We start from the raw sequence: 999 nt of genomic DNA, 5'->3' as shown, positions 1-999 counted from the left end.
GCGCTATCTGCAAAACACACCGGAAAAACCGCTGCATGCGGCGCCCTGGACGGGCTTCATCGGCGACCCGGTGGTGCGCCAGTACGGCACCAAGATGGTGGACTGGACCATCCCCGGCGAAGCCGTCATCCTGGGCCGGGCCAAAGACAGCAAGGCGGCCAAAAAGCTGGTGGATAGCTTGATGGCCAAAGGCCTGATGCTCTTCCTGTGCGATGAGATCATCGAACAGCTGCTGGAAGAGGGCGTCAAGCTGGGCGTGGACTACATCGCCTACCCGCTGGGCAACTTCACCCAGGTGGTGCACGCCGCCAACTACGCCCTGCGCGCCGGCATGATGTTCGGCGGCATCAAACCGGGCCTGCGGGATGCGCAGCGCGACTACCAGCGGCGCCGGGTGCTCGCCTTCATCCTCTACCTGGGCGAACACGACATGGTCAAAACCGCCGCCGCCCTGGGCGCGATCAACGTCGGCTTCCCGGTGATCACCGACCAGCCGCTGCCTGAAGACAAGCAGATCAAAGACTGGTTCATCTCCGAACCGGACTACGACAAGATCGTACAGACCTGCCTGGAAGTGCGCGGGATCAAGATCACGGCCATCGACATCGACGTGCCGGTCACCGTCGGTCCGGCCTTCGAGGGTGAGTCCGTGCGCAAGAAGGACATGTACGTCGAATTCGGCGGCAACAAGACACCGGGCTTCGAACTGGTGCGCATGGTCGGCTCCGATGAAATCGAAGACGGCAAAGTGGAAGTGATCGGTCCGGACATCGACACCGTACCGGAAGGCGGCCGGCTGCCGCTGGGCATCGTGGTGGACGTATACGGCCGCAAGATGCAGGAAGACTTTGAGCCGGTGCTGGAGCGGCGCATCCACTACTTCACCAACTACGGCGAAGGTCTGTGGCACGTGGCCCAGCGGGACATCATGTGGGTGCGCATCACCAAGGGCGCCTATGCCAAGGGCTTCCGCCTGCGGCACATCGGCGACATTCTGTA

At 62.7% G+C, this 999-nt stretch carries 1 pseudogene; it reads left to right on the top strand.

Annotation, left to right across the window (positions count from 1 at the left end):
- Positions 1-999 (top strand): annotated as a pseudogene (locus tag A6M21_RS09120) (acetyl-CoA decarbonylase/synthase complex subunit alpha/beta); the annotation flags it as partial.

Origin of the sequence: Desulfotomaculum copahuensis (assembly GCF_001655685.1) — a bacterium.
GTDB lineage: Bacteria > Bacillota > Desulfotomaculia > Desulfotomaculales > Desulfovirgulaceae > Desulfotomaculum_G > Desulfotomaculum_G copahuensis.
The sequence above is the reverse complement of the archived record's forward strand: the minus strand, read 5'-3'. Positions and strand labels throughout refer to the sequence as shown.